At 61.7% G+C, this 24720-nt stretch carries 24 protein-coding genes; 9 read left to right on the plus strand and 15 right to left on the minus strand.

Annotated elements, in window-relative coordinates:
* Window positions 1-168: 168 nt before the first annotated feature.
* Window positions 169-5169 (plus strand): SPM autocatalytic domain-containing protein, encoded by a 5001-nt coding sequence (locus AC07XB_RS37525; protein WP_492833018.1) that lies wholly within the window; start codon window positions 169-171, stop codon window positions 5167-5169.
* A gap of 526 nt (window positions 5170-5695) precedes the next feature.
* Here the strand turns inward: AC07XB_RS37525 and AC07XB_RS37530 are convergent.
* The 7 genes from AC07XB_RS37530 to AC07XB_RS37560 form a co-directional block, all read right to left on the minus strand.
* Window positions 5696-6097, minus strand: coding sequence for a DUF2958 domain-containing protein (locus AC07XB_RS37530; RefSeq protein ID WP_492833016.1), 402 nt, complete (start codon window positions 6095-6097; stop codon window positions 5696-5698).
* A gap of 98 nt (window positions 6098-6195) precedes the next feature.
* Window positions 6196-6711, minus strand: coding sequence for a hypothetical protein (locus tag AC07XB_RS37535; RefSeq protein ID WP_492833014.1), 516 nt, complete (start codon window positions 6709-6711; stop codon window positions 6196-6198).
* Window positions 6712-6851: 140 nt separating this feature from the next.
* A complete protein-coding gene (locus AC07XB_RS37540) occupies window positions 6852-7019 on the minus strand; it encodes a hypothetical protein (protein ID WP_492833012.1) in 168 nt (55 codons plus the stop codon).
* 78 nt (window positions 7020-7097) lie between these two features.
* Window positions 7098-7253 carry a hypothetical protein gene (locus tag AC07XB_RS37545; RefSeq protein WP_492833010.1) on the minus strand — a complete coding sequence of 52 codons (156 nt, stop codon included), beginning with the start codon at window positions 7251-7253 and terminating at the stop codon, window positions 7098-7100.
* Between the two features lie 632 nt (window positions 7254-7885).
* The gene (locus tag AC07XB_RS37550; protein WP_492372331.1) at window positions 7886-8341 is read right to left on the minus strand and encodes a PRC-barrel domain-containing protein; all 456 of its coding nucleotides are present in this window, start codon (window positions 8339-8341) and stop codon (window positions 7886-7888) included.
* A gap of 129 nt (window positions 8342-8470) precedes the next feature.
* Window positions 8471-8791 carry a hypothetical protein gene (locus AC07XB_RS37555; protein ID WP_492812283.1) on the minus strand — a complete coding sequence of 107 codons (321 nt, stop codon included), beginning with the start codon at window positions 8789-8791 and terminating at the stop codon, window positions 8471-8473.
* 617 nt (window positions 8792-9408) lie between these two features.
* Entirely contained in the window at window positions 9409-10188 is a 780-nt protein-coding gene (locus AC07XB_RS37560; RefSeq protein ID WP_492372333.1) for a DUF4397 domain-containing protein, read from the minus strand.
* A 690-nt stretch (window positions 10189-10878) separates the two neighbouring features.
* Here AC07XB_RS37560 and AC07XB_RS37565 point away from each other — a divergent pair.
* Window positions 10879-11763 carry a MipA/OmpV family protein gene (locus AC07XB_RS37565; protein ID WP_492833008.1) on the plus strand — a complete coding sequence of 295 codons (885 nt, stop codon included), beginning with the start codon at window positions 10879-10881 and terminating at the stop codon, window positions 11761-11763.
* Window positions 11764-11795: 32 nt separating this feature from the next.
* On the opposite strand, the gene AC07XB_RS37570 is transcribed toward AC07XB_RS37565, so the two are convergent.
* The 3 genes from AC07XB_RS37570 to ku all read right to left on the minus strand — a co-directional run bounded on the left by AC07XB_RS37570 (window position 11796) and on the right by ku (window position 14193).
* Window positions 11796-11999 (minus strand): hypothetical protein, encoded by a 204-nt coding sequence (locus AC07XB_RS37570; RefSeq protein ID WP_492833006.1) that lies wholly within the window; start codon window positions 11997-11999, stop codon window positions 11796-11798.
* 465 nt (window positions 12000-12464) lie between these two features.
* Entirely contained in the window at window positions 12465-13277 is an 813-nt protein-coding gene (locus AC07XB_RS37575) for a tetratricopeptide repeat protein (RefSeq protein ID WP_492372336.1), read from the minus strand.
* Window positions 13278-13284: 7 nt separating this feature from the next.
* Window positions 13285-14193 (minus strand): non-homologous end joining protein Ku, encoded by a 909-nt coding sequence (ku, locus tag AC07XB_RS37580; RefSeq protein ID WP_492812275.1) that lies wholly within the window; start codon window positions 14191-14193, stop codon window positions 13285-13287.
* A 240-nt stretch (window positions 14194-14433) separates the two neighbouring features.
* On the opposite strand from ku, the gene AC07XB_RS37585 reads away from it, so the two are divergent.
* The 3 genes from AC07XB_RS37585 to AC07XB_RS37595 are packed head-to-tail and all read left to right on the plus strand — an operon-like array spanning window position 14434 to window position 17492.
* Window positions 14434-14658 (plus strand): DUF2188 domain-containing protein, encoded by a 225-nt coding sequence (locus tag AC07XB_RS37585; protein ID WP_492372338.1) that lies wholly within the window; start codon window positions 14434-14436, stop codon window positions 14656-14658.
* A 32-nt stretch (window positions 14659-14690) separates the two neighbouring features.
* Window positions 14691-17228 carry a DNA ligase D gene (gene ligD, locus AC07XB_RS37590; RefSeq protein WP_493688189.1) on the plus strand — a complete coding sequence of 846 codons (2538 nt, stop codon included), beginning with the start codon at window positions 14691-14693 and terminating at the stop codon, window positions 17226-17228.
* 18 nt (window positions 17229-17246) lie between these two features.
* Window positions 17247-17492 carry a hypothetical protein gene (locus tag AC07XB_RS37595; RefSeq protein WP_492372340.1) on the plus strand — a complete coding sequence of 82 codons (246 nt, stop codon included), beginning with the start codon at window positions 17247-17249 and terminating at the stop codon, window positions 17490-17492.
* A 190-nt stretch (window positions 17493-17682) separates the two neighbouring features.
* Here AC07XB_RS37595 and AC07XB_RS37600 read toward each other — a convergent pair whose 3' ends face one another.
* From AC07XB_RS37600 to AC07XB_RS37615, 4 genes are all read right to left on the minus strand, one after another.
* Complete coding sequence (locus AC07XB_RS37600; RefSeq protein WP_492833108.1) at window positions 17683-18219, minus strand: dihydrofolate reductase family protein; 537 nt, start codon at window positions 18217-18219, stop codon at window positions 17683-17685.
* Window positions 18220-18721: 502 nt separating this feature from the next.
* Entirely contained in the window at window positions 18722-19033 is a 312-nt protein-coding gene (locus AC07XB_RS37605) for an H-NS family nucleoid-associated regulatory protein (RefSeq protein WP_492372342.1), read from the minus strand.
* A 238-nt stretch (window positions 19034-19271) separates the two neighbouring features.
* Complete coding sequence (locus AC07XB_RS37610) at window positions 19272-20063, minus strand: AraC family transcriptional regulator (RefSeq protein ID WP_492372343.1); 792 nt, start codon at window positions 20061-20063, stop codon at window positions 19272-19274.
* Between the two features lie 99 nt (window positions 20064-20162).
* Window positions 20163-21335 carry an MFS transporter gene (locus tag AC07XB_RS37615; protein ID WP_492372344.1) on the minus strand — a complete coding sequence of 391 codons (1173 nt, stop codon included), beginning with the start codon at window positions 21333-21335 and terminating at the stop codon, window positions 20163-20165.
* A 680-nt stretch (window positions 21336-22015) separates the two neighbouring features.
* On the opposite strand from AC07XB_RS37615, the gene AC07XB_RS37620 reads away from it, so the two are divergent.
* The 4 genes from AC07XB_RS37620 to AC07XB_RS37635 all read left to right on the plus strand — a co-directional run bounded on the left by AC07XB_RS37620 (window position 22016) and on the right by AC07XB_RS37635 (window position 23821).
* Entirely contained in the window at window positions 22016-22444 is a 429-nt protein-coding gene (locus tag AC07XB_RS37620; protein WP_492833106.1) for a conjugal transfer nickase/helicase domain-containing protein, read from the plus strand.
* 30 nt (window positions 22445-22474) lie between these two features.
* Window positions 22475-22801, plus strand: a complete 327-nt coding sequence (locus tag AC07XB_RS37625) for a hypothetical protein (RefSeq protein WP_492833104.1) — start codon at window positions 22475-22477, stop codon at window positions 22799-22801.
* Window positions 22802-22916: 115 nt separating this feature from the next.
* Window positions 22917-23603 (plus strand): TraM recognition domain-containing protein, encoded by a 687-nt coding sequence (locus tag AC07XB_RS37630; protein WP_492833102.1) that lies wholly within the window; start codon window positions 22917-22919, stop codon window positions 23601-23603.
* Window positions 23597-23821: a hypothetical protein gene (locus AC07XB_RS37635; protein WP_492815186.1), complete on the plus strand. Its 225-nt coding sequence runs from the start codon at window positions 23597-23599 to the stop codon at window positions 23819-23821. The genes AC07XB_RS37630 and AC07XB_RS37635 overlap by 7 nt, the downstream gene beginning before the upstream one ends.
* A 171-nt stretch (window positions 23822-23992) precedes the next feature.
* Here AC07XB_RS37635 and AC07XB_RS37640 read toward each other — a convergent pair whose 3' ends face one another.
* Complete coding sequence (locus AC07XB_RS37640; RefSeq protein ID WP_477119923.1) at window positions 23993-24460, minus strand: cupin domain-containing protein; 468 nt, start codon at window positions 24458-24460, stop codon at window positions 23993-23995.
* Window positions 24461-24720 lie beyond the last annotated feature (260 nt).

Consider the following 24720-nt stretch of genomic DNA (forward strand, 5'->3'; position numbering starts at 1 on the left):
GCAAAACAAGACAGGAAGTTAACACCGGCTCGAAAAAGTTAACAGACCCAATGGGTAATTTCGCAACAGCTTCTTAGTGTTCTGTATCTTATCGATAACCTCATCCATGAAGGACAAGGTCATGGAGATAGCCGTCGAATTCTGGATCGAACTGCAGCATTCCGCGAATTGAGGAATAGCGGCCTGTCACCCACGGACCGCGGCGACAGGTTCATCACGACTTGGCTGGATGACGAAACCAGCGCGCGATACCAGTCCTATCTGGTTCTCAAGCAAACCGCGGAGCTCAATCTTTGGGAGCCGGGGCGGATTCGATTCGTCCTCGCGGCATATCCGGTGTTTGCGGAGTTCAAGCGCCTCGAACCCCTTGCGGCAGCCAAGAACCTCACAGGAATAGAGAAAGAGACGTTCATGATTGCGGGCGCCCGTTCCGTCATGGCCGCTAATGAAAAGCGCTCATACGTCAACAGCTTTACCGCGCAAGTGCTCAAGGAGTTAAATCTTACCGACGGGACGCCAGAAGCCGCCGCGTTCCGGGCGCATGTGCAAAATACATACAACTCACCCGGTTTCGAGATGACGGGGTTCACCATGCACGACGATGGTTCCTCCAGCGGCAGCGTGGTCTTCGAGAATGGCAATAGGACCGACCTGGTTTTTGACGTATCAGGCAATCTGTTTCGGCGCACCGATACCATATCCGGCAGCGCGGACAGCGGACGAGCCACCATTATCAGCACCTATCTGCCCGGTTCCGACCAGCCCGAACGCGTCGAGTTTACGCAAAGTGATGCGAGCGGCCAGGTTTCCACAACGTATACGCAGGATGCCAATGGCAACTGGACGCCCACCTCCTGGACCCAGGAAGGCCAGAGCTCCACTAGCGGCGATCTCCGATCATTCATCACGAATGTACAGAACCAATCGAATGCGAGCGATACATCCGCCAGCCAGAGCACCAAAGCGGGGCAACTGAATCAACTGATCGCAAGTGTGAGCGGCGAGAACGTCGCGGGCGTGGCCGTGGCTAACGGCAATGCCGCATCGCTTGCCACGCTGGGTGTCCGGCTGGGCATGCCAGATGTCTCCGATCGATGGGCGCCGGCGGTACTGAGCGGACAGATCCCCACGGCGCTGTTGCTCTCGAGCGGGATGTATGCGGCGGTCTCCCAGGCGTTAGCGTTTAACGCGCAAAGCCGCATCAATGCGCTGCAGGACCGGCCGTCTACCTTCACGGTCAACGTGTTGGGATTTGGCAGTGAGCAGCCATCGCTCCCCCGTCCGCTACAGTCACCGACGGTGTCACATGCGCTTCCATTGGTTCTCGATCTGGATGACGACGGCCTGAAGCTTGTGTCCATGGACAGGAGCACTGCCATCTTCGATGCCAATGGGACGGGCACGGCCCAGGTCGTTGGCTGGGTGGGACACACGGAGGGCATTCTAGTACTGGACAAGAATGGCAACGGGGTCGTGGACAACGCCGGCGAATGGTTCGGCCAGAAGTTCGCGGTGTCGGGTACACCGCCAGCGGGCCAGGACGGGTTCAAGGCACTTGCCACTTTGGCCAATTCCGGTGCCTCCACCTTCTCGGTGGCCACGTCGCGCATCAATGCTGCGACTGGCAAGCGCTACTTCGACGAACTGCAAGTCTGGGTTGATGCCGACCAAGACGGCAAAACCGACACGGGTGAGCTGCGTTCGCTCGCGAGCCTTGGCATCACGTCGATCGATCTGACCTCCCAGACGGTTAACCGAGCGGTCAACGGCAACGTGATCGTCAGCAAGGCTGGCTATACGACAGCCGACGGTAAGCGGCACGAGATCAGCGACGTGGGCTTATCTACTGAGGTGCCGGTTCCAAGGGATGGGACAATACCAGTCTCGGCAGCCGCATTGGCCTTCGCCGACTATGCCGGCAAGGGCTACGCCGCCATGGCCGCCGGCCAGGCCAGAGCCATTGCCACGGCCATCCAAGGCATTCCCTCCGGTGAGCAGGCGGCCATCTCTGCGCTGCAGCAGAGATTCGTGCTTCCCACAGGCACGGGGTTCGACCAAGCGTCCTTTGAAGCCCGAGCCAAGATGAGCTGGGCCGTCCAAGCGGGCCTGGTCCGGACAGCCCTTAACGACAAGATCACCTACTTCGTCGGACCTGACGGCGACCGCGCCACGATTCCGGCCGCCTCGCGACGCATCAATACGGCACCCTCGGACGTTGTCAATGTACTGAATGGCATTGCCGCCCTGAGAACGGGAGAATTGACGGTGGCCAACGCCATTGACGCAGCAGCGAGCACGCTGGGCAATGCGCAGACCAAGGCGCAGGTGGCCAATGCCACGCAAACCGGCCAGTCTCGCGAGGATGCCTGGCTGGCCACCTTGGACGCCACAAAGTCGTGGAACGGCGCGATCTCCGGATATCTGGATGTCAAAGCACAGATGGACGCGATGATAGCAACCCTGCCAGCCGTCCAGAACAAGCTCAACGAAGTGGTGCCAGTGAACCTTTCCCTTACGGGACACCTCTCCAACGGGGGGACGTTCCTGACTCGCTCGGACGCCATGCTGGCGGCCGAGGCGTTCCGAGCGTATGCGAGCGCTTTGCAGCCACTGGCCGCGCTAAAGGTCACAGGAGACCAGTTGCTGAGCGCGATCGCCCAATCGCAGGGCTACACGAGAGTCTATGCGGGTGAGAACGGCAAGACAACCTCTGTGGAGAATGGCTACAACCTGCTGCTGGGCAACCGCGGCTCCCAGACCTTTGTGCTGGGCTCTGGGGTGGACAACATCGCGGTGACGAGTGCGACCGGCAATATTACGGTGAGCGGGTTCCAGGTGGGCAGTCGGGGGGACCAAATCCAGTTCTTGAGCGGAGGTCTCGGTTCGATCGATATTTCGAGCGATGGTAGTGGTAATGCGATTCTCAAGCTGGACGGCAGTACCGTGACATTGCTGGGGGTCGACCCCAACAAGCTGGATTTGTTTTCAAATCTGGCCGGCGTGGCTGGCGTGTCGTTCGCGACATTGGCTAGCGGTGTTCGCAGCCTGAAAGGGGTAGACGTGTACGACGGGCAAACGCATGTCACATACCTGCGGGCCTCGTACAGGGGCGACACCCTGATCGGCGGCGAGCGCGGCAGCTATCTTGTCGGCAATACCGGCAATGACACATTCATCGTGACCGGGCGGGACTACAGGATCGAAAGTTGGGGTGGACAGGATACGGTATCTTATGCCGAACTGGGGGTCGGCGTCAGGCTAGAGCAGATCACACTCACCGAGCGTGACGACGATCAGTGGATCCAAGTGGTGGTCGGACGAGACAATCTTGGGAACACCCTCAGGGATGTCACCAACATGGTGGGCAGCAACTTCAACGACGTCTTGACAACAGATGACGCGGCCAGCAACGTGATCAACGGCGGCAAGGGGAATGATGTTTTGGCGGGAGGATTGGGCAGTGATACCTATGTGTTTGCCCTGGGGGATGGGGTCGACTCCATAGAGGAAGCAGTCAATTCAGCTGGCGATATCGATACCGTCTCCTTCGCGAGCGGGGTTGCGCCCGCGAACGTGAAGGTCACACGTGTTGGGGAAGATTTGGTGATGGCGTATAGCGCAAGCGACAGTATCACCATGCGACACTGGTTTGCGGCGAGTCCTCAGGGCATCGAGCGGGTCAGCTTCGCAGATGGAACGAGGTGGGATCGCGCAAAGATCAGTTCGCTCGTGAACGCGCCCACGGTGCTGCACCCATTGGCGGCGCAGAATGTCACGGAAGATGCCGCGTGGACTTTCGTGCTGCCCGCCGACACATTTGCTGCAAGGGATGGCGGCGCCCTGATTTTCAATGCGACACTCGCCAATGGTGCCGCATTGCCATCGTGGTTGACGTTCAATGCGGCGACGCGGACGTTCACTGGCATGCCGCTCAACGCAGATGTCGGCAGCCTTGTTCTCAATGTGATCGCCACTGGCGCGACAGGCGCGAGTGCGGCTACGACACTGGGCATCACCATTGCCAACACCAACGACGCGCCCACGGTCGGGGCGCAGATGGCTGCTCAGACCGTTGCGGGAGGGGTTCTGTGGAAGTACGCGCTGCCTGATGGTTTGTTCGTCGACGTGGATGCGGGCGACAAGTTGACGTATAGCGCAACGCGCAGCGATGGCAGCAGTCTGCCGGTCTGGCTGAGCTTCGATGCGGCTACCCGCACGTTCAGCGGCAAGGCGAGCAGCAGCGATACCGGGACTCTGGACTTAAAAGTCACCGTCACTGACCGTGCGGGGGCGAGCGCGGCTCAATCATTGCGTATCGTCGTGGCGGCTTCGATTGCAGGACAGAGGATCATCGGAACCGCAGGCGACGACATCCTGACCGGCACGGAAGGCGACGATACGCTGGATGGCGTGCAAGGGAACGACAACATGAGCGGCGGCGCGGGCAACGACACTTACTATGTAGATGCCACAGGTGATACCGTTACCGAACTCGATAACGAAGGCGTGGACACAGTGATCTCTTCGCTGCCTGGTACGCAGTACTACCTGGCGGCGAACATCGAGAACTTTGTTGGCAAAGCGGCTGGCAGCGGAAAAGAGGCCTTTTTCATCAACGGCAACGAGCTGAACAACGTGATGGAGGTGGATGCAGGCTCCCCCTATAGCACCACATATCTCAACGGGGGGGACGGCAACGACACGTTGAAAGTGCGCAACGGCAATTGGAACCGCCTGGACGGAGGCACAGGAGATGATGTCCTTGAAGGAGCCTCCGGCGAGGATTACCTAACAGGAGGGGCCGGGAGCGATACCTTCCTGTTCGGGCGAGGTTCTGGGCGAGACACCATTGTGCGGGATGGCTATGAGGAACGGGGAGATGTCGACACGGTGCTCTTTGGCGCCGGCATCTCATCAGATCAGCTTTGGTTCCGCATGGACGGGCAAGTGTTGGAGATTAGTGTCATTGGAACAACCGATAAGATCGCGACGAGCTTGCACAACATAGAGGTGTTTAAGACGAGCGACGGTAAAACGCTGCTCGACAGTCAGGTGCAGAACCTGGTGCAGGCGATGGCAGGCTTTGCGCCACCTGCGGCTGGCCAGACGACCTTGCCGCCAAACTACCAAAGCAGCCTGGCGCAAGTGTTGGCAGCAAACTGGCAATGATCGTTGCGATGGTATCGGACGACCGGTACCATCGCTTCCATTGCACGAATGGCTGTCACCTGCGCCGCACAGCGCTATCGACGGCATTCTCGAATATTTTTTCGCGTAGTAGGAACACCCATGGGTTGATGATACGATCGCGCTTCGGTGCGTTGTCATGTCCGCAGCTATCGCAGAAGCCAAGCTGTGTCGGAAGATGGCATGTGACGTGAGCAGTGGATCGAATCGTCGATAAACGTAGACACCGGTCAGCTGTTCCTAGGGCCCTGTCCGTGGGATGCTCAGCGAACGCGACGGATTCGCAAGAGGCCCAGAGCAGCCCTCGCGCGTAAGGCAGCACGTTGACCATGATCAGTAGATCGTCATGGTGATGGCTTGCGTTGCATCTCTGCTCCGACTGACAAGAGAATCAAGATCCCCCCCAACCATTAGGTTCGGATCGCCAAGGATCCTGTTTCCAGGAAACTCGGCAAATCCGACCAGGTGCAAAGAGGTTACCCTCTCCAAATTGCGTGATATGCGACGTTCAGACTGCGTTGCTGGCTCTCAACGCATACTTTGCCACCATCGCCTTCACTTCACTGAACAGCTTCGGCTCGAACGAACGATCCAACTCGATTCGTGGCGTACCGATGCCCGGCTTCGTGGTTTGCACGCGCCAGACATTGCGCCGCGGATCTGTAGCGAAGGTCATCCACATCTCGAAAAGTTCATCGATCGAGACCGTTCCCCACTCGTCGTAGGCCATGCCGGTCACGTAGCAAAAGCCGATCCTGTCCTCGGGGTCATACTCGGTCACCCACCAGGTTGCAGCCCCTGCAATATCAAAGAGCTTAACCAGCACCATCGGATCGTTCGCCTCCGACTGTGAGCCGAGCGGATAGCCGGCCATCTTTTGAAGCAACTGCGTATGCAGCTTGTTTTCCATCGGTGACATCTCCAACACCATGCATATCGAAGGCGAGGGAAATCGTCACCCTGGGCAGGGAAGCGATTTCCCCGCTGGGATCAACAGAAAGACGACGCTCAGCAGTCGTCGAGCGTACTCACCAACTTCGCCAGCTTGCGAATGTCATCGGCGGCCAGTTCCACGGTGAACGTGTCGGAGACCGGGTCATCGAGGTCCTGGTGGCGCTCACACTCCTCCAGCACCTGCCGAGCGAAGGTCAAGAGCGTCAACGATGCGTCATAGCACCGCATCATCGAAACCGATGAATCCGCCTCCGGCAAGTCGTCCACCTCGTGCACGGACATGCCCTGGATGAGGCGTTCCGCCTTGGCAGGCTCGAACCCGTGCTGCAGGATCGGCATGCTTTCGGTGTCTTTCCAGAGCGTGCCGGCGTCTAGCGCGCGACGCACGATGGATGTCGCCCCGTCTTCGTGTGGCGCGGAGACACCTACCGTGAGACGCTGCACATAGCCAAGTTCCAGCGTCACCAGGAACTTCGGATAGTTCCGGCTCATGCCTTGCCAGAACGGAACGTGACCGTTTTGGGCAGGCTGGCGATGGAAGCCGGCGGATAGATTGCGCAAGAATTGCATTTCAAGACTCCTTGAAAATGCGGGTTCCGGCACGACCCCGATCGGGGATGCGGTCCCCGCGGGATGGTTGAGACGATCACACTCCAGATCCCGAAGGATCCACAGCCATTACAGGAGCCAAGCTGTGTTTGATACCTACTTCAGCAGCGGATCCACAGGCGCACTAGGTTGTCCCCGGAGACACTTGTGTTTCCCTTGCGTTTTGCGGCAAGCCGCAGATAGCGCTCCAGCACTTCCAGTTCATGATCGGAAGCCTGCGAGAGCCAGTCGTTCCAGTGCTGCCAGAACGATTTGCGATTTTCCTCCATATCGATTCTCCTAACAGCGGGAATCGATCCCAGGGGACGGATTCCCCAGGCGGGTGGAAACATCACGGCGTCAGCAACTCACTGATCGCCCTCTTCCTCGAGTTCGCCGAACAAATCCCAGACAAAGCGAGCTGGTCGAAACGCAATGCCGTCGACCTTGAACCCTTCCCCGTAATGGCGGAAGTTCACTTCGATGAATGTCGTGACTTCCAACATCGTCTTGAAATATGTCACGTCGCATTTGCTGTGCTTATGAAACTCCACACAGTATTCGGCGTTGACCTAGATCTTCTTTCCCTCAGCCGGGACGGCTGCCACTGTCACCAGCAGCGGGTCGCGCCGTCGAAGGCATAACCAAGCTCAATGAGCCGGCCTTGTTGCGCGTAGCGCTGGAACCGTGACAGACCTTCTTCCAGCACAACACACAAGCCAGCTTCGAGGCGTTCGTAAAAAATACTGTGCGGGCGCGCTGTCGATCCGATGCAGTGTGAATGCTGGCTTGCTCATCTTCCGCCCCTGGCTGTTGGCTGCTGCCGCCGGCAACGCGCTGCATTCATTCTATGGAGCGCGTTGCCAATGGTTCAGCGGGCGCTGTCCTACAACGCAGGTTGCACTTGCAGAGTGTCCTCTGGAGTACGCGTCTCTACACCGGCCGTACAATCCGCGCGCGGTGCGCCGCGCATGTTGCGCCCCCGCAGGCACCAACCTCAGGGGCGAACCAGCGGCCCCTCAAAAGGGCCCTCCCCGCAATCCGGCGAACACCCTCTCCTTCATGTAGCAGAACCACGAGCGCAAGAAAGTCGGCGGACACTCCACCGACTTTCACCCTCACTCTCCCCTGTTCACTGCTTCTCGCTCCCCGGGTGTCAGCCCCTCGGGTCGTAATGCTCGGATTCCCAGTACGGCGATATGCCGTAGTACTCATGGATGCTGGTGGCCCACCGCGAGTCCGCCATGCTCGGCCAATGGTCCTTGTCAAAGCCAGGTGCGGCCTTTACGCGGTCTTTCTCGACCCCGAGCACGAAGCACTTGCGCCGAGTGTCCAGCGTGAGAGCGGACCACGGCAGCGCGAACAGCTTTTCGCCGATGCCGAGAAAGCCGCTCACGGCCATCACGGCATAGGCTACGCGCCCGGCTGGCACGTCGATCATGATATGGTCGATGGTGCCGATGTTTTCACCAGCGGGGTCCACCACCTTGTTGCCTTCCAGCGTGTCGGCCGCCATCACGAACGGGCCCGGGCCCGGAGAATTCTGGTCAACGCCGCCAACAATGGAGGCGCCTGGCTCGCGGCCAGGACTGCGTGGTTCGACTGACGTCATGGATAACTCCTTGCTTGTAGAAAGTCCTGGACCAGATGGTTGATATGCAGCGATGCTGCTCACGTGCGTCGACTCCGATCGCGATCTGCCCGCTCCACGTCCTCCGTCCTTTCAGGTTAGCGGTGGCGGTCACTTGCGAGTGGTGCCCTTACGGTGGCCGGCGGGCTTTGCGCCGACAGGCTGGTGTTCGCTACCGCGCTTGAGCTTCCAGTCCACATTGTCGCGCGCGGTCTGCGTCCTCTTCTCAGCATGCATGGCTGCACTAGGCGAGATCGGATCGCTGGCCGGGAAGCTCATTTCCAGCGCGTCGTCGACGGCGGCCTGGTAGGTCTTCGCGCGATTCTCCTCGCCGGCGGCAGGGCGCGTGGCGGGCGTTGCGTGTGACTTGTCGGCCTGCGCCGGCTTGTGAGCCGCCGGCGCGGCCTTGGATGATTTGCGGGCGTCTTGCATGGCGGGGTCCTCCCGGATGGGCTTACCACAACCTGTGCAATTGGCGGGCCAGTCCGCACGTGTGAGCCGTGCAGCGGTGCGGACCGCACAATCACGGCTGCGCGGGCGCCGCGACGTCCGCAAAGCTTGCCCGCTGCGCCGGGAGCGGCGCGCACTTCGTACGCGAATCGGTAAAAACTACAGGACGGCGTAGCGGAAATGCGGGGGAATGCTGCTGGCGGACACGAACCGGCCGCGACACGCTTATGCCGGGACGGCGTGGCGGGGGAAACCTCACGGAGATGCAGACGATGACTTTGTCGCTCTCGCCGGCAGGGCTTTCGGCGCTGGGGATCGCGCCAAGCAGTTCCAACATGCGGCGCGTCAGCAACAGCGCGGAGCTCTGCCGTGACGTCTGCGAACCCTGCCCCGGCACACGCGCCCGAAGAAATCGGACAAGGTGGTCTGCCGCGTGGCGCTGCGGTCGCGATCGAGCAGCGGGCTCTCGATAATACGCAGCTTGACGTAATCCGGCTCGTTGCCCAGATGCACCCCCACCGAGCCGCCGGACTGCGCACACCGGATGCAGTGCATTAGGAGATGGCACAGCAGGGGCATCAGGCCAAGAATGAAGCCTCTTACTGAGTCACCAACTCAAGCCCAGCTTGCGACTCGTCATCGCCGCGGGCGACCAGCACCTTGATCTTGTTCGGTATTGTTGCACCGATGCCGTCAACCGGGATTGTGGTGATCAGCCAGTCTGCGTTGTTGGCCAGCGTCAGCGTGCCCGAGTCAAAGATCACTGTCTTCGTGCCGGCCGTGGTGATGCGCAGGCGATAGGTGCCGCCATTCACGTCGATCGAATCGCTGCCCGATGCCGGTACCGCCGACTTGTAGGCGATTGCTGCAAACGTAGGCGTTGCTGCTGCCAGGTCAGCTGCCGGGACGGTCAGGTAAATGTCGACATTCTGTGCATTGAACGATGCGTTCAGGCTGCGGATGCGAGCCTTGTCGGAGAACAGGCCCTTCTCAAATGGGTCGTCGATCTGCAGCACGTCCGCCGCGGTAGCGCCGGGTAGGGCTACCACCGTGTATTTGTGGCCAGTGTGCGTGCTCACTGTGGTCCGCCCGAGTTCAGTTGCCGTGTTGGCAACATTGAACGAGAACGTCTGGTTGCCCTCGTCCACGTTGAAGTACTTCGAAACAAACTTGTAGGGCTCATTCAGCAGGTTGGTCTTGGTGCCGTTCTGCAGCACATCCAGGTTAGGGCCACCGGTAAGAGCATGGATCACCCGGACAGTCGGCTCGCTGACGCCGATGCGGGCGCCGATGCTGTCATCCCCGCCGCCGCACGCCGAGAGGACTGCCGTTGCGGCTAGTGCTAGGCCAAGGATAAGACGGGTTTTGGATCTGAACATGTGTCACCTCCATTCGTTGGAACTTGGGCGCGCTGCCGCGCACGGTGCGGCATGCTAAAGGTCAGAGTGCAAATGTGGCGGCGCATGCTTGCAAGTGCGGTAAATGTGTATCGCCCTGAAGCAACGATAGATAGTGACCACGGGCGCAAGCAGGTCCCCGGCTCCGAATTCAATGTCGGACGATTCCGACAGAACTCACGAGTGGGAAGCAGGTCTACGCGCCGCCACCAGCACCGAGTGGGTGAGCGAGGCGTGAGCGCGAGCCGGCAAGAGTCCGCTCAGAGAGATTGGTCGGATCTTGCCGGATCCACATTCGGGCGCAGTCTCGAAAGCGCCATCCGTGTCAAACCTCAGTCTCCTTATTGAGTACACGCCATAGTGGAGTCCCAATGGCGTTGGTGTGGGCGCACGTGCTGAGCTTCGTATTCATCGCGCGCCCTTTAGGTCGGCCGCCTCGGGGTGGTCGCGTCGCGAAACGCCCGTGGGGCAGACGAGGCAGTCCATTCGCTCCGGCAATCCAGTCAGTGTATTTACCGTCGTTCCGGGCGCACCACCGCAGCGTAGCGGCGCTTTGAAAAAGCCGAAGGGATTTTGTAGTCTTAACACAAGGTAAGCGTGGCATCCTGAAGCAGGAAGACTATCCGAATGCCCTTTTCTCCGGGCACCGAGGCTCGATGGAGCTAGTGACGAATGGCGGATAACAGCAATCCATCTCCAACAGCAGAGCCGACGGGTACTGCGGCTTGGTGGCCGGCCGCCCTGTTGGTAGGCCTGGCGGCTGCCACTTTGAGCGCTCGCGCGCAGACACCGTCGCCGCTAGCCGAGTGGCAATATTCGGCGGGAGTCCCGTTGATGAAACTATACGAGGCCAAGGTGCCCGACTGGCAGGTCCAGGTTGGGGCCGCTGCCAGCCTGCGACCGTATTACGAAGGTACCCAGCGCTATCACGTGCTCGCGGGCCCCAGCTTCGATATCCGCTACCGCGACCTGTTCTTTGTTTCCACCGGTGAGGGCATCGGCGTGAACCTGCTGCGGGCGGACCATTGGCGCGCGGGGGTGGCGATAGGCTACAACCTGGGCCGGCGGATGGCTGACGATCCTGGCCGTCTCAACGGACTCGGCAACATCAATTTCGCGGTGGAAACCAAGCTTTTTGGCGAGTACGTGGTGTCGGCGTCACTCCCCTTGGTGGTGCGCATCGATGTGCGGCGCAGCCTGGGCGGCACCGACGGCTGGATCGGCGATATCGGCGCCTACCTGCCGCTGCCCGGTAGCTCGGAGCGCTTCTTCTGGTTTGCCGGCCCTACCGTCACCTTCGGTGATGCGCGCTACATGAGCCGTTGGTTCGGCGTCACCTCGGCTCAAGCGGCGCGCTCGGGCTATCCGCAGTACAAGGCCGATGCGGGCCTCAAGTCATACGGCGCAGGCATCTCCGCGATCTGGCTCTTTCGCGAGCATTGGTTTGTCACCGGCGACGTTGCGGTTGGCCAACTCGTGGGCTCGGCGGCGCACAGTCCGATTACGCAAAGGGCGACCAATACGGTCGTCGATCTTTCGCTGCACTACCAATACTGAAGTGCCATGGGCACCCTCGCTGCACCACTACACTACCGCGGCGAGCCGCCAGCCAGCATCGTGAGCCACGCCGGCACCGACGCGAGGGAGCGTCCCCAGGCCATCAACCCGACTTCCGGGGCCGCCGGCGCGTTCCGCTGGCCAACAAATTCGCGCACTTCGTCAGGCACCTGCGCCAACGGCTTGCGGATCTTGGCCAGCGCCCGAACATCTTCCACCAGCTCCTCCAGCGTCATCGGCTTGAGCAGGACGCATCGAAGCCTGCCCCCGCGCCCCGCCGGCAGGCTCGCCGGCCTGTGACTGGCCCTTGCAAGCGCGACGTAGCTCGCAGAGTTCTCCGCAATAACAGTGGCTTTATGCCGAGTACCTCACGAAGTTTAGTGCTTTGCGTGGGCGTTCGTTGAGTCTTCTGGCTATGGCGTTGAGCTTGGCTTGCGAGTAGCCCGAGAGATCGTTGCTCCTGGAGGGTGGGGCGCCCAGCAGCGATCAATCTTGCAATGGCCCGATCCCATGGTCTCGCGCATCTGTCGGGCCAAAATCGGTCTGTCGACGGTACTACGGCAGGCCGCAGCGCTTAGCGGCCTGCTCACACCGTTCCCCCGCGCGCTACTGAGGGGCTGAACGGTATAGGTGAGCGACTCCTCGTCCACGCAGGTCTTTGCCTCTATTGAGGCGCGCGGGGTTGTGGCATGAAGGCCGCGCTAACGCTGCAGCTTCCGATACTCATTGAAATGTCGGATCGCCCGCATCCCATTGCCGAGCGTCTCGTAGATACGAGCCGCGTTGAAGTGCGCGTCGGCAAAGTCCGGCGCTAACTGTATGCAGCGCTCATAGCTGGTGAGTGCCTCCCGGGGGCGTTCCTGATCCTCCAACGCTACGGCCAAGTTGAAGTGGAGCAACGGCTCGCTCGGCAGCTGTGAGATGCCAGAGCGGTACAGTTCGGCCGCGTCGCCAAACCGGCGCGCGTCGCACATCATGCAGCCCAGGTTGAGATACGGATCCAGAAACGTTGGTTCTGCCGCCAAGGCTCGCCGGTATGCGGCCTCGGCTTCGATAGGCTTCTCCGTTTCCAGTTCGGAACCGATGAGAAACCAATCCTGCGCATCGGCAGCTGGTGGCCGCGCGTCGTGTAGTGATTGCACAATCGCGGCGCCCAGGTCGCCGGGCTCAAAATCCATCAGCATCTGGCCAGACACGGCCTGCCATCCTTCTCTGCTCTCATCCCTTGTCGCCACCTCGTTGCCCATCGCACGAATCCGCACACCGGTCAGCGGCTGGCCAGTGCCACGAGAGGCCTTCACCCTCGCCAGCGCGCGGATAATCAGCCGCGTTGGGATCTTGGCGCCATGCAGTGAATTGGCTGTCCGGAGAAGCACCATGTCCTGAAACGTGAACAGAAATTGGCGGCGCGGCCCGCGTGTGGGCGTGATGATTCCCTCGGAGACCAACCTAGTGGCCACCGAGCGCGGGATGCCCAGCATCGTTTCGGCGTCCTTCAGGGTGTACGTCGGCATCGGCCTGTCACTTTTTCGCCGATGAGGCTCGCTTGGCCGGAGTTGGCGCCGGTGCCGCAGTGGCACGCTTCCCAGTCTTTTTGCTCTTGCCCTGCGCTGCAGCTGCTGTGGTCGCGGCCTTCGTTCCGCCCTGTTTCCCCCGGGCCATGCTTGCGCGCAGGGCCTCCATCAGGTCGATCACTTCGGCGCCCTCCCGTGGTTCCCGCCGCTCTTCGCTCACGGTGATCTTTTTGCCCGCGATCTTCTTGTCGATCGCTGCCAAGATGCGGTCTTTCTCCTCATCCTTGTAGGCCGTGGGGTCGTACCCGTCCACCGAGTTCTGTTCGATCAGCTGTTTAGCCAAAGCCAGCTCGGCTGGCTGAATCTCGGCTTTCTCCACGTGCAGATCCAGCATCGATCGAACCTCGTCAGCGTAGAGCAGTTGCTGGAGCACCAAGCCCTCGTCGACCGCCCGCACCTGCACCATGTACTGCTTGCCTTTCCAGACCCACTGCGCGAGCGCGCAGGTCCCCGTCTTTCGCATGGCTTCGGCCAGCAAGTTGTATGGCTTACCACCGCGCTTGTCCGGCCCCAGGTAGTAGGCTTTGTCGAAATAGATGGGGTCCACGGCTCCGGCCGGCATGAACGACACGATATCGATCGTGTGCTTCGCCTCGTCTTCTAGCGCCTTCAGTTCGTCCGGCTCAAACACAGCGTAGTGGTCAGCTTCGAACTCATAGCCTTTGACCATCTCGGACCGCTCAACCACCACATCTTCGCGGATGCACACATACTGCTGCTTGAGCCTGGAACCGCATCCCTTGTGCAGCAGATTGAAGCCGACCCCCGAGTTGCTTTCCGTGGCACTGAAGATCTTCACGGGGATCGACACGAGGCCGAAGCTGAGAGAGAGGGAAGCAATGGAACGGGCAGCCATGGCGATCTCCGTGCAGGTCGGGAGTACATCGATCTAGCTTAGATCGTGCCCGCCGAATCGGCGGTGTTCCACTGTCACTTTGCGGATAGGCGAGCACTTCCTGGAAAAACATGTGCATGTAATTTCTGTCGGACCTGCATGGCGACCAGTGCCATACCACGTGTCGGACAGCGGCCTATTGCCGCTTCCATGGGACGGGGAAATACTGCGATTACAGAAGACGAGGAAACGGAGACGATCATGGCGAACAAGAATGTGCACGTCGTTCCACACGGCGATCAATGGCATGTCCTGCGCGGGGGCGCCCACGAGCCCTCTTCTGCGCATGACGACCTAGAGGACGCCATCGCGGCCGGCACGGCGGAGCCAAAGCAGGACAAGGTGGAGTTGCTGGTCCATGGGCGAGATGGGCAGATCCGCATGCGCAACAGCTACGGGGAGGATCCCCGCGGCGTGAAAGCGTAAAGCCCGCGCCGCCCGGTCTGTGAACTCAGTCCATGGCTAAGTCAGCCTCTACCAACGCGCGCAGCCTGGAGCGGTACCGCCAAAAGCGTGACTTCGTAGCGACGACGGAGCCGAGCGGCCAGGTGTCCGCCGCGGGCGCCGCCAGCGGCGCACTGAGCTTTGTCGTGCAGAAGCATGCGGCTCGCCGGCTCCACTACGACTTTCGTCTCGAGCTGGAGGGTACCCTCAAGAGTTGGGCGGTCCCCAAGGGACCCAGCCTGGATCCCGCAGAGAAGCGAATGGCCGTGCACGTCGAGGATCACCCGCTGGATTATGCGAGCTTCGAAGGCGTGATCCCGCCCAAGGAATACGGGGCCGGCACTGTCATCGTTTGGGATCGAGGGACGTGGATGCCGGTCGGTGATCCGGTGGCTGGCTACCAGAGCGGCAAGCTGAAGTTCGAGTTGCAAGGTGAGAAGCTACATGGCCATTGGACCTTGGTCAGGATGCGCGGCCGCGGCGACGAGCGTCAGGATCCGTGGCTCTTGATCAAGGAGCGGGACGCGTTCGCGCGCTCTGCCGCAGAGTACGACGTCACCGAAGCCCTGCCGGACAGCGTACTGGCCCAGGGCAATAGCAAATCGGCTGCCGGCGGTAACGCAAAGACTGCCGTGCCAAAGCAGCTTCGCTCGCGCCCGGGCCAGGGCCGACAGGTACTGCCCGCTGCAGCACGCCCGGCCCCCCTTCCGCTTGCGTTAGCCCCGCAACTGGCAACGCTCGCTTCAACGGTGCCGCGCAACGCCAAACAATGGGCCTATGAGATCAAGTTCGACGGCTATCGGTTGTTGGCAAGGGTCGACGCCGATGACGTCCGTCTCTTCACAAGAAATGGCCATGACTGGACATCGCGCCTCAAATCGCTTGCGGTGGAGATTCGCGCTCTTGGCCTTGGCTCCGCCTGGCTGGATGGGGAGATCGCGATACTCAGCGACAAGGGCACCATGGACGTCCAAGCGCTGCAGAATGCCGTTGATAGATCGAAGGTGGAGGACATCCAGTACTTCGTCTTTGACCTCCCCTTCTTCCAAGGCCACGACCTACGACTGGTTCCGTTGACCGAGCGCAGGGCGCTGCTCAAGGAGGTGATAGCCGTGCCAGCTGCGACACGAGTCAGGTACAGCGAGGCCTTTGAGGGCACGCCTGACGACCTTCTTGCCGCAGCGTGCCAGATGGGCTTGGAAGGTCTGATTGGCAAGCGTGTCGACGCGCCCTATGTCTCCACCCGAGCGCCCAGCTGGATCAAGCTCAGATGCAAACAGCGGCAAGAATTCGTTATCTGCGGATTCACGGCCCCGAAGGGTAGCCGACAAGGCCTCGGCGCGCTCCTGCTTGGCGTGCACGATGAAACCGGGAAACTGCACTACGCCGGCAGCGTTGGCAGCGGTCTGGATTCGCGCATGCTGACCAAGTTGCTCGCGATGTTGACCGGACTGGAAGTGCCAGTCTGCCCGTTTGGAAAGCTACCACCGCGCGTAGTCGCCCGATGGGTCAAGCCGAAGCTGGTGGCCGAGATCTCGTTCACCGAGTGGACCAAAGAAGGCCGAATCCGGCATCCCGTCTTCCATGCCTTGCGTGCTGACAAGGCCGCGGCCAACGTGACAAGGGAACGGCCGGTCGATGTGGAACAGCCCCGGCCTCGGCCAGCGCGCTCGGTCAAGGTATCCAACGCGGAGCGCGTGATTGATCCAGCGACCGGGCTGACGAAAGGCGACCTGGCCGGATTCTACGAAGCCATCGCGCCGCACCTGCTGCCTCATCTCCGCGGGCGCCCTGTGTCCTTGGTGCGCGGGCCAACGGGCATCGACGGCGAGCTATTCTTTCAGAAGCACGCCGAGACTATCAAGATTCCGGGGATCAACGTCCTCGATGCCAGCCTATGGGCCGGGCACCCGTCACTCCTGGAGATCGCCAGCCAGACTGCCATTGTCGCCGCAGCGCAACTGAACGTGATCGAGTTCCACACCTGGAATGCGACCAAGCGTGCCATCGACAAGCCGGATCGCGTCATTTTCGATCTGGACCCCGGTGATGGCGTGCCGTGGCGGCACATGCGTGACGCCGCCATGCTGACGAAGACGTTGCTGGATGAGCTTGGCCTGGTGAGCTTTCTCAAGACCAGTGGCGGCAAAGGCCTGCATGTCGTGGTGCCCATTGCGCCCAAACTGCCGTGGACCACGGTGAAGAAGTTCGCACAAGATGTCGTTCGTCATATCGCCCAGACCATTCCGCAGCGCTTCGTTTCTAAGAGCGGGTCGCGCAATCGCGTGGGTAAGATCTACATCGACTACCTGCGCAACGGCCAAGGTGCGACGACGGTATCCGCATTCTCTGCGCGCGCACGGCCAGGTCTCGGGGTTTCGATGCCGGTATCCTGGCAGGAACTGGAAGAACTGACAGCGGGCGACCATTGGACTGTCCAGACCGCCCTGCAGCGCGTGGAAACTGCCGGCTACGTCGATCCGTGGGCGGAGTACGCCGATACTAGAAAGGTGCAACAAATTGGTGCGGCCATCCGCACGCTGGCTGGCTAGTCGATTGGAGGATTTGTCATGGCAACCCTTGAGACGTTTCCTACCGCGGAGCGCGAAGCTTTTACCAATGCCTGTCGTCGACACGGGTTCATCGCCGCCGACTTTAGCGTCTGCGACATGACCGGGGAACAGGATCGCCTGGTCAGCGTGCTGAGGCCTGAGACAGGCGTATTGATGCATTATGCGGCAGAGTCTCGTGATTCTTGGCCAACCAAATTCGAGCACGACCTGGCCATCCGGGTCTTCGGAGACGCCCCCGAGTAAAACCTCGACGGTGCCCGCTCTATAAGAGGTGTGAGGAACTGGAAAACGTCAGACTGCGTTTTCCGAAAAATCGATGACTTAACAGAGACCTGCTTTAGAATGGGTTGAAGCCACGCACAAGGCCTCGTCTACTGAGATAGTGCCGATTGCGGCGCCAGATGTACAAGCCTCATCATCGCATCTTCACAAATTAGTACAGCACGCGATAGGTCGACTGCACTAGGCCGGACGGAAAGTGCCGGCTTGATTCGAGCGCCAGACTGACGTCGCGCGGCAGGGCGCCGAACAATGGTCTGCCTGCCCCGATCAACACTGGCACGGTGGTGACCACCAAATCAGCGATCAATCCGTCGCGCAGAAACGACTGAACCAACTGACCGCCATCGACGTACACGCGACGCGCGCCTGCAGCTTCCAGTTGCTTCATCGCATCCGTGGGCGTGCTATCCGAGAACCGCACCTTTCCCTGCAGCCTCTCCGGCACGGGCTTGCCAGCCAATTGCCGGGACAGCACCAGAACGGGCTTGTCGTAAGCCCATTCGCCCAGCGTGAGGACTTTTTCGTAGCAGCCTCGGCCCATAATGATCGCGTCCTTGTCGGCGATGAAGGTCGGATAGCCATGGTCTTCTGTCGGCTCATCCCGGTTCAGAAGCCAGTCGATGTCCCCATCGGGTCGGGCGATATAGCCGTCAAGGCTGGTAGCAATAAAGACGTGTCCTGTGATCATTGTCAATCTATTGTTCTGTCGGATCGCGCTCAAGCTTTAGCCGGCGCCTCGGCCCGTGGCGCAGACTCTTCGGTCCCGCCAGACACAATCCATGAGGTTTGCGACGCTCGAATGGCCATTATCGTTGAAGGCAGCCGTTCGCAGTGCATTGCCAGATGGCACCTATTGGGCGCCGAAGGGCGTCTGAGTGAAACTGCGACCGTCTCAGGCCGGCCGACAGCGGTCGTGCCTTGTCCCGGTGCTGAACCCGAACCCTGGAGCAGCCGTACCCCCATCGGGCCGCACGGCAATCAAGCTAATTCCGATTCCCTACAGTGACCCAGTTGTGAACGTGGCGTTCCGCTCCGGTCATGATGATGCCTGTATGGATATACAGTGTCGCGCGTGAGCACAACCGATACAACTTGCGGTAAGGGCGAGCAGCGGTTCAGCGTTAAGCGAACAAAGTTCAGAGTTGAGCGAATCTCGACAAGTGTGCCCCGCCGGCGCTCACTAGTGCAGGTCAGACACCAACCCGGAAATGCTCCACCGTCTGCCCGGCGTTGACCGCCCGCCGCAGCCAGTCCGGCATGGCGCCCTCCCCGTCCCAGCTCTGCCCATCGGCGCTACGGTAGCGCACCACCGTTGGCGCCGATCGTTCGGTTGCGGCAAAACAGCCGGCCGCCAGCAGCTGCTCGGGGGTCACCCCGTGCCTTGCCATTTGGGTGCGGATCCAGAGGATTGCCTCGGCCCGTTCGCGCAGCGCCGCGGCAGGGCTGGCGCCCGAAAGCAGACGGGAGGCGGCGGACTGGCGGGAAGGAATGGCAGTGGGCATGGACGCAGATGATACCTGCGACCTGCGCCAGCGGCCGCGCGATCCTCCTGCCTGTCCGGGGCACCTTCTATATCGAGGGTGGCACAGCGCCAGCCGGTGATTCGCCACCTCACTAGAACAAAGCAATGCCCTTGTGGGGAGGGCCAGTGTCATGTGTGCCGCTGGCTGCCGGATTGTGGCACAGCGAAGGGCCGCCGCCCCGGGTCGTCACTTCCGCCCGGCACACCAGGGCGCCATGTCAGTCCGGTGCTTCGGCCTTGCGGAAGTACGCGCTCGGGCTGACGCCGAAGGTCTTGCGAAAAACCGCCGCGAACGCGCTGGGGCTGTCGTAGCCGTGATCCAGCGCCACCTCCAGGATGGCGTCGCCCTGCGCCAGCCTGGGCAGGCTGAGCAGCAGTCGCGTGTGGCGGCACCAAGCGCCGAAGGTCAATCCGGTCTCGCGCTTGAACAAGCGCGCGAAGGTGCGCTCGTTCATATGCAGCTCCGCCGCCCAGCCAGTCAGGGTGGCCGCCTGGGCGGGGCTCTGGATCAGGCGTGCGCACAGCTGCGCGGCGCGGGCATGCTGCGGCATCGGCAGGTGCAGGGAGAGCACGGGTGCCGCCCGGATTTCGTCCAGGATCAGTGCCATGATTCGCTGGTCGCGCCCTTCCGGCGCATAGCTGGCCGGGATTCGTACCGCATGCAGGATGAGCTCGCGCAGCAGCAGGCTGACTTCGATGGCGCGGCAGTCCTGCGGCATGGCCGCGCAGGCGCCGCCGGCCACGAAGACCGTGCGCATGCGCACATCGCCGACGGCGCCGATGCGGTGCCTGAGCTGCGGCGGCACCCACACCGCGCGCCCGATCGGGACCACCCATTCGCCGCGCGCGGTGCGCACAATCATCACACCGGAGATGGCATGGATCAATTGTCCGTGCTGGTGCCAGTGCTCGGCCAGCTCGGAGCCGTCCGGTTGGTCGTTGGCCACCACCACGATCGGCCGGGGCGTCTGCAGCGATTGCTGGAGGGCGGCGTCGGACAGGGTCTTCATGAGGCGGATCTGTGGTTCGGTGAAAGCGTCATCGTGCGCGCCAGTGTAGCCCGCCCGCCGCCCATTGGCTGGCAGCAGGGGACGCCACCCTACCGCAGGCTAGGCGACGGCAAGGCCCTGCTCGTCGATGCGCGGGGCGCGGTCGCGCAGGCGCAGGGCAAGCGCGCTGGCCACGCACAGCACGCCGAGCACGGTGGCCAGCGTGAAGGCAAGGCCGCGCGCGTCGGACAGCAGGCCGAACAGCGGCGATGCCATGCCGCCCACAGACAGCGCCAGGCCCAGCGTGATGCCGCTGGCCATGGCAGGGTTGCGCGGCAGGTAGTCCTGTGCCAGCGTGACCTGTGCCGTGAACGGCAGGAACATGGCAACGCCCAGCAATACCGTGAACACCAGCGCCAGGGGCGCGCTGTGCACGAGCACCAGCCCGGCCAGCATGGGCAGCATCAGTACATAGCCGGCACGGATCGCGGTCATGCGGCCGCGGCGGTCGCCAAGCCAGCCGCCCAGCAGCGTGCCCACCGCGCCGGACGCCGTGAACGCGGTCAGCACCGCGCCGCCGAGAAAGGCGCTGCCGCCGAGATCGCGTGTCATATGGAGCGATAGCATCGACAGCACCGTGACATAGGGAATCGACCAGCAGATGATGGTGGCTACCAGCAGGCCGAAGGCGCGCCATTGATTGGGCACCGGCGCCGCCTGTGAACGTCTGGCCGCGGCTGCGCCGGGCACGGCCGCCGGACGCGCCGACGCGACCAGCCACAGCACGGCCATCAGCACGGCCGGGATGCCCAGCAGGTAGCTGCGCGCCAGCGCGCCACCCCCAACCGCGAGCGCGGCCAGCAAAGGCGCGAACGACGCACCGACGGTGCCTCCCACGGAGAACACGCTCATTGCCTTTTGCGAGGTGCCGCCGGCAGCGCGGGCGGCCACCGTGGCCGGCGGATGGTAGGCGGCGATGCCGAGGCCGCTCAGCGCGATGGCCACCCAGGTGGCGAGATAGGTGGACGCCATGCCTGCCAGCACTACGCCGAGCGCGGCCACCAGGAAGCCGGTGGGCACCAGCCAGCCGCGGTGCGCGCGGTCGGCATAGGCGCCGAACAGGGGCTGCACCACGCTGGAAAGGCCGGTGGCTGCCAGCATCAGGCCGCTCACGGCCGCGTAGCTGTAGCCGCGCTCCAGCACCATGAAGGGCAGCAGGGCCGGCACCAGCCCCTGATAGAGATCGTTGACTGCGTGCGTGCCGGTGAGCAGTCCGAGCCGCTTCTTGTTCATGCGGCGTCTCCCGTGCGACAGGCGGGGCGTGGCGAGGGGGCGAATAATGGCATGTCTGGATCCTCCTTGACGTTTGAATGGAAGATCGTAGACAGCAGCCGGAAATTGATCTCGCGCGGAAACCACAAGATTCGTCGCGAAATAGACAAAATGGCTTTGTAGATGCGCTAACGGATGGGCTTCGTTCCGTCGTCACCCGACTCGGCCGCGAGCCAGGTCAGAATGCGCCATTGGCGAGTGTACCCTCGCTCGCCGAGCCCTTCTGGCCGGCGGTTCAGAGTGGAATGACCAAAGTTCAGAGTTTTGCGATTCTCGACAGCCGCGCCCAGGAGCACAGGCCAACTCGGAATGCCGGTGCGGGAGCCGGTTGATGTGTTCGCGCCGGTAAGGCGACAGCGCCTTGAGCACCTCGGCGTCGAGGGGATCGATCGGATATGGCCGGTAACCCTGCTTGATGCGGCAGTAGCGCAGAGGACTTCCTCGATGAGATCGAATCGGCCTCCGCCCTGCAGGCCGAGGTCCGGCAACAGAGAGCGGCAGACACCGGCGCAGGCCGCCCCTCCCCCACGCCAAAAATGCCTCCAGCGGAGATTCTCCCACCCGTGGTTCCGGCCACGCCCGCCCTACCGCCCCTGACGCCACGTGACGAAGCGCCCCCGCCGCCATTGGCGCTGCAATTCATGCGGTGGCTGCAGGAGGGCATTGCGCAAGGCAGCCTGCTGGTCAATACCTCCCGGGCACAGGTCCATTCGGTCAAGGAGGGCCTACTGCTGGTGACTCCCCGGATCTTCCGCCAGTTCACGCACGACACCGATCCACGCGCCGAGAGTGGGGAAGCCCTGGAGTACACGGCGGTGCAGAAGGCGGTCTTCAAGGCGCATTGGCACTACATCGCCACCAAGCCGGCCCCGAAGGGCCGCAAGGCGACTCGAATCAATATTCTGCGCTACACCACGTCCGGTGGTGGCCCGGGTGGTGCTACCACCGCCAAGCCGCTCTCCGGCGTCGTCATCCTGCAGCCCGAGCGCTTCGTTAATCCCGTCCCACCAGTGAACTGCCACCTCACTTACCGCGAGGACATCACCCTCAACCTCGGCCCCTCCTCCTGAGCTACCCCTGTCTGACGTTGGAGACTGGATATGGCGTATCCCATCGAGAATCTGTTCCGTCCCCCTGTCGAGCTTATCTCGGCCGCCACGGCCACCATAGCTGGCACGGCGCTACTCACCGCCCCGCACTGGTTCATGACGCCACCTCCGGTTGCATGGACAGGCATGTTGGGCTTCTACACGCTTGCCGCCTGGCGCCTGCATCAGGGCTACCGGATCGTGCGTTTTCACCGCAATTTGAAACGGCTGCCGAAGTACGTCCAACATCGACGCGCTGGCACAGGCGTATATCGATCACTGGCTGGACACGACACAGCCCAACTGGAGAAGTGCATTCGAAGAGTATGCGAGCGATGAGGACCGTCGCAAGACCAAGACCAAGGAAGCGCAAAAGACCCAGCATGCGCTGGACCTGCTGCTGCTCATCGATTTCATCAACGCGCAGGCATGGTTCGACCCGGTAGCCAACGCCTTGGCCGGGCTGGTGGCCAAAGAGCGCGGTTACTTTGAAAAGCTGGTGGCCTCCCTGTATCCGTTCCTGGAGAAGCTCACCACCGGAAAGATTGCAGAGCTCATCTCCCCCGACTACGAAGCCACCGGCGATGCGCGCCCGATTTTCGACTGGATGTCGGTCATCAACCGCGGTGGCATCGTCTACGTCGGCCTGGACTCCCGCTCTGACTTTGAAGTCGGCTCGGCTATCGGCAACGCCATGTTTGCCGATCTCACCTCCATCGCTGGCCAACTCTACAAGTTTGGCGCCGGCTTTGGCCAAAGTACGGCAGAAGGCAAACGCCGCATCGTGGTTCACGCAGACGAGTTCAACGAACTGATCGGCGACGAGTTCATCCCGCTGCTCAACAAGGCCGGCGGCGCCGGCTTCCAGGTCACGGTCTACACCCAGACCTGGTCTGACGTCGAAGCCAAGATCGGCAACCGCGCCAAGGCTGGGCAAATCGGCGGCAACCTGAACACACTCATCATGCTCCGGGTCAAGAACAACGAAACGGCCGAGATTCTGACCAACCAACTGCCTGAAGTGTCCGTCGCTTCGACTATGCTGGCCAGCGCCGCCTCGGACACCAACGACCCCCGAGATTTTGAAGAATTCGGCTCCCGCAGCGAGACCGCATTTCCACCCAGCTCGTGCCAATGCTGACCCCGGCCGATCTGGTCAAGCTCCCCAAGGGCCAGGCCTTTGCGCTGATCGAAGGTGGCAAGCTCTACAAGCTGCGCCTGCCGCTGTTCGACCCCAAGGCGGACGCCACCGATCTGGCCTTGCCAGCATCGCTCGAGGTGATCGCCGCCGACATGAAGGCCCGCTATGACAGCGCGGCCGCGGCCGAGATCCTCACCGTGCCAGGAGGCTGGCTATGAGCTCCCGCTACGAATTCCACGAACTCAAGGTCATCCACGTCTTCGTCTGGCCGCTCAAGCTGCTTTGGAAAAGCAACTGGCCGCCAGGACACGGTTGGAGGGAACAGGGGGGGCGATAACAGGCTGGCCTCTTGGGGGAGCCAGAGTTTCTGCCTTCAGTCCGTTGATGTTTCAGGGAAGCATATGGGTATCCCCGGCAGCCTGCGGCGGCAACTTGATTGCCAGCGCCTTGAAATCGCCGCTGGTTGCGATCGAACCCGCGTGCGCGACACCCTTTGGAATGATAATCAGGTCACCCGGGCCGACCTCGCGCTGTTCACTGCCCAGCCAGAATGTGCCCTTTCCTGAAATGACATACTGGATCTCGTCGGCGCTGGTGTGGTAGTGCTTCGGAACGTTGCCCGATTGCACTGCAACGGTCCCTTGTGGCGTCGCCACCAGCCCCTTCGTACGTAGCGTGCCCATATTGGGAACCTGCGGTCCGATGTCTTCATTGCTCATGGCGACCAAGTTGATGATCTGCGGCGCCAATGTGGCGGGCGGGATTTGCGCGTGGGCCGGCGGCAGTCCCGTATGGGCTGTAAGGTAGCCACAGGCAAAAGCGATTGGGACAGCGGAAAGAGCGACAAAGCGATGCATATTCATCTCCCTTCGGTTGGTCTGCGAGCATTGGATCGCTACGATGCATAATTCGCGCGATACGGCTGGATTGTCTCACCGCGATCCGCGCCCAGAATTAAGGGGAAACCCGCAAGCACTGAATCAATCGCTTGCCGAAAGGGGGCCACCCGAAGGAGATTCAGCGGATCTGGCTGGCGGTTCCCGACCGAGGGTGTGTGAAAACGTCTCGATCACCTAGACTGGATCAACGCATTCAGATTGGGGGACCGAATGAAGCG

The sequence above is a fragment of the Cupriavidus sp. GW821-FHT02F09 genome, assembly GCF_059421605.1.